The organism is Lelliottia sp., assembly GCF_045627565.1.
In the GTDB taxonomy this organism is placed as follows: Bacteria; Pseudomonadota; Gammaproteobacteria; order Enterobacterales; family Enterobacteriaceae; genus Enterobacter.
In genome coordinates this window covers 1-10,632 of the sequence record NZ_JAZQNX010000015.1, presented here as the reverse complement: position 1 = coordinate 10,632, position 10,632 = coordinate 1, and the positions used below count along the sequence as shown (strand labels likewise).

General features: G+C 51.1%; 6 protein-coding genes, 1 tRNA gene and 3 pseudogenes. 4 read left to right on the top strand and 6 right to left on the bottom strand.

What is annotated here, in order from left to right:
* Together ACKI5T_RS09675 and ACKI5T_RS09670 are read left to right on the top strand one after the other, a co-directional pair.
* Window positions 1–2,531: fimbria/pilus outer membrane usher protein (locus tag ACKI5T_RS09675; RefSeq protein WP_407437190.1), on the top strand; the 2,531-nt coding region annotated here is incomplete at its 5' end.
* Between the two features lie 70 nt (window positions 2,532–2,601).
* Window positions 2,602–3,795 carry a hypothetical protein gene (locus tag ACKI5T_RS09670; RefSeq protein ID WP_407437189.1) on the top strand — a complete coding sequence of 398 codons (1,194 nt, stop codon included), beginning with the start codon at window positions 2,602–2,604 and terminating at the stop codon, window positions 3,793–3,795.
* A gap of 53 nt (window positions 3,796–3,848) precedes the next feature.
* Here the strand turns inward: ACKI5T_RS09670 and ACKI5T_RS09665 are convergent, their stop codons facing one another.
* The gene (locus ACKI5T_RS09665; protein WP_407437188.1) at window positions 3,849–5,288 is read right to left on the bottom strand and encodes an EAL domain-containing protein; all 1,440 of its coding nucleotides are present in this window, start codon (window positions 5,286–5,288) and stop codon (window positions 3,849–3,851) included.
* A 336-nt stretch (window positions 5,289–5,624) separates the two neighbouring features.
* Between ACKI5T_RS09665 and ACKI5T_RS09660 the strand changes: the two genes are divergently transcribed.
* Window positions 5,625–6,110 carry a helix-turn-helix transcriptional regulator gene (locus tag ACKI5T_RS09660; protein WP_407437187.1) on the top strand — a complete coding sequence of 162 codons (486 nt, stop codon included), beginning with the start codon at window positions 5,625–5,627 and terminating at the stop codon, window positions 6,108–6,110.
* Between the two features lie 31 nt (window positions 6,111–6,141).
* Here the strand turns inward: ACKI5T_RS09660 and ACKI5T_RS09655 are convergent, their stop codons facing one another.
* A complete protein-coding gene (locus ACKI5T_RS09655; protein ID WP_407437186.1) occupies window positions 6,142–6,306 on the bottom strand; it encodes a peptide-methionine (R)-S-oxide reductase in 165 nt (54 codons plus the stop codon).
* A gap of 312 nt (window positions 6,307–6,618) precedes the next feature.
* Here ACKI5T_RS09655 and ACKI5T_RS09650 point away from each other — a divergent pair, with 312 nt between their 5' ends.
* Entirely contained in the window at window positions 6,619–8,070 is a 1,452-nt protein-coding gene (locus ACKI5T_RS09650; RefSeq protein ID WP_407437185.1) for an amidohydrolase family protein, read from the top strand.
* A 327-nt stretch (window positions 8,071–8,397) separates the two neighbouring features.
* On the opposite strand, the pseudogene ACKI5T_RS09645 reads toward ACKI5T_RS09650, so the two are convergent.
* The 4 genes and pseudogenes from ACKI5T_RS09645 to ACKI5T_RS09630 form a co-directional block, all read right to left on the bottom strand.
* Window positions 8,398–8,864 (bottom strand): annotated as a pseudogene (locus ACKI5T_RS09645) (helix-turn-helix domain-containing protein); the annotation flags it as partial.
* Window positions 8,865–9,169: 305 nt separating this feature from the next.
* Window positions 9,170–9,553: pseudogene (locus ACKI5T_RS09640) on the bottom strand (molybdopterin-guanine dinucleotide biosynthesis protein MobC); the annotation flags it as partial.
* 11 nt (window positions 9,554–9,564) lie between these two features.
* A pseudogene (locus ACKI5T_RS09635) lies at window positions 9,565–10,398 on the bottom strand (MFS transporter); the annotation flags it as partial.
* 93 nt (window positions 10,399–10,491) lie between these two features.
* A tRNA-Asn gene (locus ACKI5T_RS09630) sits at window positions 10,492–10,567 on the bottom strand.
* Window positions 10,568–10,632 lie beyond the last annotated feature (65 nt).

The window sequence follows — 10,632 nt, the reverse complement described above, 5'->3', positions numbered from 1 at the left end:
TTCGCAATTCACTTGCACTTTTAGTTTTGATGAGCTGCCACGGTGCGTGGGCAGAAGATTACTTCGACCCTGAGCTGCTTTCGCTGGGGACGGGCACCTCCGAGGTCGATCTGTCCGCATTCTCGCACGCGGGCGGTGTGGCCGAGGGTGATTATCTGGTGACGATTTTCGTGAACCAGCGTGAAGCTGAGTCCCGCGATCTGGTGTTCACAAAAAATTCGCAGGGCAATGTCGCGCCGCAACTGACGCCTGAATTGCTGAAAACGCTTGGCGTGAATGTGGATCAACTGCCCGCGCTGAAAGATTTACCGAAAAATCAGCCGGTGGACAATCTGACTGCGCTGATCCCTCAATCCACGGTGAAGTTTGATTTATCGCGCCTGCGGCTGGATGTCAGCATTCCGCAGGTCGCCATGCAGCCGGGCAGGGACAGCCAGAGCGATCCCGCGCAGTGGGACGACGGGATCCCGGCGATGCTGTTTAACTACAATCTCAGCGCCGGACGCAATGAGCAGACGGTGAACAACGATCAGCGCGCAACCAACAACGTTTTTGCCAACGTACAGACTGGCGCGAATGCCGGGGCGTGGCGGCTGCGCAGCACCATAACACACAGCCATTCCGACACTGACAGCGGCAACAACACTGACAGTACGCGTTTTTCCAATACCTATCTGGCGCGAGATATCCGCGACTGGCGTTCGCGCCTGCTGATGGGCGAAGCCAGTACCGGTGGCGATGTGCTGGATGGTGTGCCGTTCCGCGGCGTGCAGCTACGTTCCGCCGACCAGATGATGCCCGCGCGGTTGCGCGGATTTGCGCCGCAGATTAACGGCGTGGCGAATAGTAACGCCCGAGTCACGGTACGTCAGAACGGCTACGTAGTGTACGAAACGTATGTCGCGCCCGGCCCGTTTGAAATTAAAGATCTGTATCAGGCGGGGATGTCCGGCGACCTGGACGTGGCGATCACCGAAGCTGACGGCAGCGTTCACAGCTTCGTGGTGCCGTATTCTTCATTGCCGGTGATGCTGCGGCCGGGCGCGGTGAAATATGAAGTCACCGCCGGACGTTATGACGGCGGAACCACGCAAGGCTCGCGCCAGTCAGACTTTGTGCTCGCCACGTTGATTTACGGTTTGCCGAAAAACCTGACGCTCTACGGCGGCCTGCTGACGTCGCAAAAATACAGCGCGCTGAGCATGGGGAGCGGAGTTTCTCTCGGTGACTGGGGCGCAATGTCGGCTGACGGCACGTTTTCCAGCACGCAGTTTGAAGACAAAGATCGTCAGGGTGGTGCATCGTGGCGCGTGCGCTATTCCAAAAGTATGCTCACCACCGGAACGTCAGTCGATCTGACGGCGCTGCGTTATTCGACGCGAGACTATTACAGTTTCTCCGAATACAACAGCATGGGTTATGCGCAGAAGGAAGACGTGTCGCCGTGGATCACGAGCCGCCGCCGCAGCAGTTTTCAGACGCAGGTAACGCAGCAACTGGGCGATTTCGGCTCGGTCAGCCTGCGCGCCAACCGTGATGATTATTACGGCTCGACGAAAACGCTTACCAGCCTTTCTGCCGGGTATAACGGCAGTATTAAAGGCATCAGCTACGGGCTTTATTACACCGTTGACCGGATGAAAGGCAACGGCGACTGGCCGGAAAACCGTCAGGTGTCATTCAACTTAAACATTCCGTTCAGCATTTTCAGTTATTCGTCCGTGCTGCAAAACACCTACGCCAGCAGCCAGTTCACGCATGACAATCACGGCCGCACGCAAAGTCAGGCCGGGATAGCTGGCAGCAACGCCGACGGCGCGTTTTCTTACAGCGTGATGCAGGGCTGGGGCAATCAGGATCAGGTCAGCAGTAGCACTGCTAATGTTGGCTATCAGGGCAGCAGAGGCAACATTACAGCAGGTTACGGCTATTCGACGGATATGCGCTCGATGAACGTCAATATGAGCGGCGGCGCGGTGGTGCATTCGGAAGGCGTGACTTTGTCACGGCCTCTGGGTAGTTCCGTGGCGCTGATCAGCGCACCCGGCGCGGAAGGCGTCAGCCTGTCAAGCAATGGCGGGAAAACCGACTGGCGCGGGTACGCCGTGGTGCCTTATCTCTCGGATTACACCCGCAATAACATCGGGCTGGACCCGAGCACGTTGCCGGATAACGTTGATTTGCCGCAAAACCAGCAGACGGTTTATCCGACCAACGGCGCTGTGGTGAAAGCCAACTTTGCCACCCGCATTGGCTATCAGGTGCTGATGATCCTGACGCGTCCAGACGGCGCGGGAGTTGTGCCATTTGGCGCAACCGTCGCGCAGGTGCAAAGTGCCTCCAGCGAAGAAAGTACAGGCATCACCGGCGATAACGGTCAGGTCTATCTGACCGGCTTGCCGCAAAAAGGCGAACTGTCCGTGATGTGGGGCAAAGGCCACGATAAACAGTGCCGCGTGAGCTACAACCTGCAGGGCCTTGCGCCGACCGCACAGATGCCGGTTATCCAGATGAAAGGCGAATGTCGCTAATCGTTAACCCTCAATGAATTCCGACGCAGGACGGTGAAAACTACGGCCTGCGTCGCAAAAGGAGTAAGATATGAACGCATTAATTCCACAATCAAACATGCCTAAAAAAAGCCCGTGGAAACGCCGCGCAATGTGTCTCCTGGGCGCGACCGCATTGCTCAGCGCAGCGAACTGTTCCGCACTGCAACTCAGCTCCGGTTATCAGGTGATCAGCGACGTGGTCACGACCACATTGCCGTGGACCACGGGCGCCTACGTGCCGGCCAACAAGCCCGGCTGGTATTATTCGCAAAACCTGGTGCCGTTTCTCGGCTACGGACAGGTCGGCACGATTCTGGTTTCTGCGGCACGGCTGTCTACCGGCGAATGCATCAACATGTACCCGATGGCGACTTATGACGGTTACCGGGGCTATGAAATTGCCCCCGGCATCCTGGTGATCCCGTTTGGCACGATGTCCGGCCCGATGGTGGTCACGGCGGGTAATATGTACCCGAACAGCAATGGCGGGACGTTTACCCCGAACAGCAACGTCGGCCTGAACACTACGTCGTCAGCATCATGGGATAAATTCGGTACCGGGTCTGGAGATCTTAGCACCCGAACCGACTGTGTCGGCGTGGGAACCACGTACACCGTCTCCAACGGAGTCGTTGAAATGAACACCGGCGGCGGCACGCAGGCGGCAATAGGTTACGGGGTTTACGTAAAACCGGGTGCGGCAAAAATGGCGACCAAAACTGTCTACGCGCAGGCCTCGCGCGGATACCGCTGGAATGCCACCACGTCAACCTTTGAACAACGTACGTTTTCCCTGACCTGGACCGGCGTCAGCTGCAACTTGAGCACGCCTTCCTCCATTTCATTTGGCGACGTGACACCGGCTGACGCCGGTAAACCGGGCGGTATTCCGGTGAGTTCCTCGCTGGATGTAACCTGCGTAAACCCGACGGGAACCTCATTGCCAGTGTCTTATTCGGTGACACCAAAATCACAGGCGGGTGACCAGAACAGCGTGCCGTTGATGTCAGCAAATGGCGCGATCAACGGCGACGTGCGCGGTTTCCGCGGCACGACGGCGGCCACTGATGCCGGTTGTACGGACAAAAGCTCATCGGTTCCGATGGACGGCACGAAAACCAATCTGCGCACCATCACGACAGAAACATCATGGTCTGATCCTTTGGTCTGGGTTTTGTGTCCTCGGGCGAGTGCCGATCCCGGCGTAGCGACCGCTGCGGTAGCGATTGATCTAAACTGGTAAACGGTGAGTAACATCGATGGAAGAAAAGGCATTCCCTTCGGGGGATGCCTTATTTATGGGAGGGTATTCAGTGTGTTTTGGAAAAAAGTGGCCATATCAACTGGCTTCGAGAAGTAATATCCTTGAAAATGCGTGACGCCCATCGCCGCCAGTTTCACCTTTTGCGAGGCGGTTTCCACACCTTCTGCAATGGTCATGCAGCGCATATCTTGCGCGATTGCAATAATGTTGCGCACAATAGCTTCTTTACTGGCGTCGGTTTCGATGCCCAACGTAAAGACTTTATCAATCTTGATATAGCGCGGGCGAAACTGCATCAGGTAGCGGTAATTAGAATTCCCCGTACCAAAATCATCTATCGAAATCTGCACACCCAGCGCGTCGAGCTGTTCACACAACGTCTGAACAAGTTGCGTGTCTTCAACAGGTTCTCTTTCCGTAATTTCCAGCCCGATCTGCCAGCCAGAAAACGGCGTTTTTCGCATGAATTTACGGCACCAATCTATAATGTCATGATTCATAAAATCAGCGGCGGAGACGTTGAAAAATAAGGTCATATCGCGGGAGTTAATAATGTCACCGGAGTTCAGTGTGTCCGCAACCTGACGTAATCCCGACTGCGTTATGCGGGTAATCAGACCATTTTGTTCCGCCAGCGGAATAAAATGCTCAGGGGAAATATGCCCCCGCTGCGGATGTTTCCAGCGCATCAGTACTTCGCCGCCGACGGTATTACCGCTTTCCGCTTCGACTATCGGCTGAATAAAGGGAATGAGTTCATTTTTATCCAGCGCTTTCTTAAGCATAAACAATAAAGTATTACGGTGGGAAAGTGTTTTAGTGGTTATTGTCGAGAGCAGGGCGGAAAGTAAAAGCGTCAAGCAAACCCCTAGCTTTTCATCCTGCCAGACAGTTTTCAGCAATACATCCGGGCTGACCGGCACGACCGGATTTGCGTTGATCTGGTACTTATACACCGGGGAGAAATAGCGCGCAGACGCGGTATTGTTCCGGTGCGTCAGAACCTGACCTGCTGCGTTAAGCGTCAGACCGTTCAGCGTCATCTGGTAATCCGTGCGCCTGTCGTTAGTCTTAAGTTTGTTTTGCAGGTAATAACCGTCGATGCCCACCATCACGCTCTTGCCGACATGCTCGGTGCGATAAATCAGAAGCGACCGGTAGGGCGTGAGCGCATTGCCATCCATCAGGGAGAGCCCTAACGGCGGCGTGCTTTGGGCATCCAGTCTGAAAAACTGAGCCCCGAAAACCGAGGAGCAATAGATCTCGTTGCCCCGGAGCAGACTGACCGTGCGGATATCAGGAATGGTCGCGACAATTTTGCGAATATCGGTTTGTGTGGCCGAATCGCATTTCCCCTCAAGGAAATGTATGGCGGAGTGACTGGCAATCCGAGCATGGTTGAGAACGCGGTCAATTTCATCGCGGATAATAATAACGTTTTTTTGAGTGTTTATTCTCTGACTGACTTTCATCTTTTCAAAAAGAAGAATGCCGCCAGCAAGATTTACACTGATGAATGTGATAAAAGTAAAAGTGAATCGATTGCAGGGATACATAGGAGACCATCTATTTTATTGTGGCGTTAATTATAAATCATCACCCCTTAAATAATGAATAAACAGCATAAGTTTTTCTTTGCATTTCAGAATACGGCTACGCCTGTAAGATAACACCGACTTAATAATAATCTTACGCTGATTTTATTCAGCCTCTGATTATGAAAAAGTGATCGTGTGGTAAAAAATAAAAAAAAGCTCATTGCTTATGGCATGAGCCGTAAATAGACGAAAGTGAAAAAGGGAATTACAATGAGCTCGCTGCATACCTTTTTATCTGAAGATTATTTTTTCATGTTAGGGCTTAAAAAACTCTTTTCATCCCATCCGTTTGGTAGCGATTATTTTATTGTCGATGTGGAAACAACCAGCCGTTCACAGGTAGAACAATGTTCATTTCTGAACAAAAAGGTTTATGCATTTATCTCAAATGATTTTGACTATTATGCATTATGCCATCTGGAGAACGTGATATTTATCGATCGCCGGAGTGAAATGAGCGAAGTGCTTTACTGCCTGTCGATTAATCATACGCATTTTAATTATAGAGTGAAGAGCAAACTGTCTGAACGCGAAAACGACGTACTAACCTGTCTTCAGGAGGGACTGGATACCCGCGAAATTGGCCTACGTCTGGGCGTAAATATCAAAAATATTTATGCCAGTCGCGCCAGGCTGATGAACAAAATGCATGTCGGGAACCGCATTTATTTGTACAGAAATATCGTTCGGCAGTGAGGGGCGTGACTCTTCGCCGGCGTTTTCAACGTCAGAGAGGCGGCCAGCCGCAATGGGATTCGAACTTGTGTTCTGTAGTATACAGCGGAGTCGCGTAACGTGTGCAGACATCATGGCCCGGTGAAAAATGCTCATTGTATTCCCCTGTATGCGGGCGCTCTGTGCCTTTTTCTTCAATAACAAAGCTTTGAAACATCTGCGGCCTGTTTTGCCTACTAGCCCGATTAGCAGGTGAAACATCGGCATGTACCCCCCAAATTTAGGTGTTCTTCGGGCTTGATGCACAAGCGGGACAAACCAATTAATGTCGAATTCTCAGATTGCGCTTCCTTGGCGCTTCCATTTTATCAGTATAATCCTCCAGACAACTCTTGATATTAAATTAGTTGCATATCATTCAATTATTTTATTGAGGTTGAACTTAAAAAATTATTTTTAAAAACAAGATATAATTATGCTAGGTTTATTGTTTGTGCTTATGATTTAATTGAATAAGGATCTTAGTATTATGTGGTCATTATCTTTCATTCATTCTAACCATGAACATTCTGATACTTGTCTTTGCCACAGTCCCGCATTTGTTCGCATCAATACTGTTCTTACCCAACAAGCAGCCAAAGCTCCGCCGATTACAGCAGAGACAGTCTCAGCAGCATTACCCGGACGGAAATCGCAACATAGTGAGGCAACCGCCCCTACTGCGGAATTGAAAGCGTTTATTAACATACGTATCTTCGATGGCGTTTCGGATCATTTGCGTGAAGGACTGCAAGTAATTATCGAAGGCAAGATAATCAAGTCAATAGAGCCTGCAGAGACGCCTTTGCCACCAGAGGTTGAAGTCATTGACGGTGCGGGCGGTGTCCTGATGCCAGGTCTGATTGATGCTCACTGGCATGCCATTATGGCTCGTCCATCAATGATGACAGCCATGACAGCCGACTTTAATTATATACAGGCGCTGGCTATCGCTGAGGCACAGGCGACATTGCTACGCGGTTTTACGACGGTACGCGATATGGGTGGCCCGGTTTTTGGTCTGAAACGAGCGATTGACGAGCAGATTACAATAGGGCCGAGAATTTATCCATCGGGGGCTTTCATTTCCCAAACGGGTGGGCACGGTGATTTCCGTATGCTTAACGAATTACCGCGCACACCTGCCGAACACCTTAGCTATATCGAGCGGGTAGGAATTACGGCAATTGCTGATGGAGCCGATCAGGTTCTGTTACGCGCCAGAGAGCAACTTATGCGCGGCGCTTCTCAGATTAAATTTATGGCGGGCGGTGGAGTGGCCTCGTTGTATGACGGTATTGACGTTACCGAAGGTTCAGTGCCAGAAATTCAGGCTGCAGTAACGGCCGCAGAAAACTGGGGAACCTACGTCACAGTCCACGCGTATACGGCGCGCGCCGTAACCATGGCGATCAAAGGTGGTGTGAAATGTATCGAGCACGGTCAACTTGTGGATGAAGAGACGGTGCAGCTGATGGCGAAGCAGGAGTTATGGTGGTGTTTACAGCCTTTCCTTGATGATGAGGATGCGGTGCCGATGTCCAACCCGTCTTCACGCGCCAAACAACTCGTTATGTCTGCAGGCACCGATACGGCTTACAAACTTGCGAAAAAATACAATATTAAAACGGCCTGGGGCACTGACACGCTATTTGATGCGCGACTCGCCACCCGTCAGGGCGCTCAGTTAGCCAAGCTCATTCGCTGGTATACGCCTCTGGAAATTCTGAAAATGGCTACCAGCGTTAATGCAAAACTCTGCGCCCTATCTGGGCCTCGTAACCCCTATCCCAACAAGTTGGGGGTGGTGGAAGTAGGTGCACTGGCTGATATGATTGTGGTTGATGGCAATCCGCTGACTGATATTCAGCTTATCGCCCAGCCCGAGCAGGCGTTCCGCGTCATCATGAAAGATGGTCAAATCTTCAAAAATACACTCTGATGCCATTCATACCACTGGATATTTATACAAATAGTGAATGACTTGCATGACGGTTAGAGGTGAATGTGATGGGTAATACTATTACCTTTCGCCGTTGGCGAGTTCTTTTTCAAGTTTCAAGTACGTGTTCAGGAGCTCGCGAAGCGTCAATGACAGTGGGCGATCATTAGTTAGCCGTTCTTCGCATCAGCCTTTTATGATCTTCAAACCTGGTATGCGCTCAACATTTTGTTTGTCTTTACGGCGTGAAGCCAGCTGTTCGCGTGGCTATATCTCCAGACGAAATATTGCTGGATGAAAAGCATTTTGCATGTTGCAATTATCACCGAAGGCAGATTCGCTCTGACAAAATATCAGGTGCATCAGGCGACCGGTGGCGCCATCGATGTAAATCAGCAGGCCGCAAACCAGTCGTGATGTGACCCGTCGATCTGAATGCGTTAACCTAAACAGTCGCGGCGATACCGAAGCTAATAGACTCGCGGACGCCGATGGGCATGCGGCACCCAGAGACCGTCAGCAGCCATCTAGCATCGCAGCGTCTCGACAGAAACGCAAATCTCATGGCGCTCCTGAAGCTTTTCTGCAGCAAGTGTGGAGCCAAAATCGACGTAATTTTCACGTAGCAGCGGCAGTATCCGATGGCGCAGTGCAACATTAATGCGATGAGTTCCGGGCATACCGTCACGGGTGTTCATCAGTCCGGCAGCACCTTATTCCCTGAAGCGGTTCATCAGACGCTGAACCTGACGTTCTGTGAGAACCAACTGAGAAGCGGCATCAGGGCGACGCAGACGCTTTTCAAAAACGGCCTAGATCACCGGCAAAGTTCTTTATTGGACATGGTTACCAGCATCAGAAATGATCTCCCAGAATGATGGAAAAAGCGCCGCATTTCCAAAAGTGACATTATCAAATGTGACTTATAATCACGATGCAGTAAATACTATTTATGTTAAACATTAATTACTTGCGTTCATTTAGGGGGCCGTTTGGAAAACGGAAAATATCCTACGCTAAGCCTGTTTTTTAAGCAGGCATGACAGGCCGCTGTGAGCGATGAGCGGACGTCGCGAAGACATTAGAATACCCGAGCGACTATCCATCCGGATGCGCCTTTTTGCTCAAGGATAATCCGTGCCGCCTGATTATCAAGGTGATGCTCCAGCGTCCAGCTGGTGATTTTTGAAGGCTCAAACCGCGCCGGAAAAAGCGCATCGTCGGGGGTTAACACAACGGCCAGTCCGTCACTGGTTATGCCCCACAATGTAATTTTCATCGTGCATGATACCAGGACGTGCTTTTGTATTAACCCCATGACCTCGACTTTTTAAAGCAGGGAATACAGCGATTTATGATCCCTGAAGCCAAACAACATCAGCGTTTTAAAGTCACTGTACGTCTCTTCCTTCAGAAAATTCAGCAGTCGTTGTATTTTTTCGCGGTGTCGCGTCTGGCGTTCGCTATATGCGGTGATCAGCATCATTCCCCCTACTAAAAATCCAGTAATGACGGGTTTTCCTCTTTACCGGTATTCTGTGTCGTCGTGTCTTTTTTGTCCGCCCCATCAAAAAAAAGATCGGGCCGCGTTGTGGTGATATCCGGTGTTGATGCGGGTCCGGGGGAGGTTTCCTCCTCGCTAAAATCCAGGGTGATGTTTATCGTTGCGGCGGTGGCGGCAATTGCGGGCGACACGGCACAGATCTCTAGTTCGCGTTTTTTCACCCTGATGGGCGAAATCAGAGAAGCAGCCGGGAGTGTTTTTGTCGTGAAGATGAAGCTGACAACATCGGGTAGATTCAGGATCATATTGCTGTCGGTAAAGAAACGCTCGGCCTGTCTGATGGTGCGTTCATCGTCGATAGTTTCTGTCAACACGGCGTCGGTTTTCGCTTTGCGGACCTCATCATCGACTAATATGGTGCCGGACATCCTTGCCACCCATTCAGCGGTATCCGGGTCCATGACGCGATATACCCGTTTGAATTTGGCGTTTTCAACGACCGCGCCGACAACGGCGTCACCTTTCAAATCGGCCGGGCAGTCTTTTAAATCGGCATTCGACTGATGGTCCATAATAATGTGAACAGCTTTATCGTGTGCCGCGCCTAAACCTTCCATCGCGGGCCTTGATAAATGGTATTTCAGTTCGGAAAGATAAATAGCAATGGGGCGGGGCACGTCTTTCACCTGCTCACGCCTTTCTGCCAGTTGGTACAGGCGAACCAGCAGCATGCGCTGGGCGGTAATGATTTTGCCGTTGCGCATTGAGCCAATCACATAACAGCAACCGCCTTCCTCAAATATGTATTAAAGTGAGAACCCTTCAGTGCGATGGTTGCATGAAGAGAATGGTTATTCAGACCAAACCGCACAAAGCAAAAAGCACGCTCAGGTTTCCCTGAGCGGGCTTCTCAAATATGGCTCCTCTGACTGGACTCGAACCAGTGACATACGGATTAACAGTCCGCCGTTCTACCGACTGAACTACAGAGGAATCGTGTGAACGAGGCGCATGTTAATGGCCTCGCTATTTTGTGTCAACACTAAATTCAACATGCT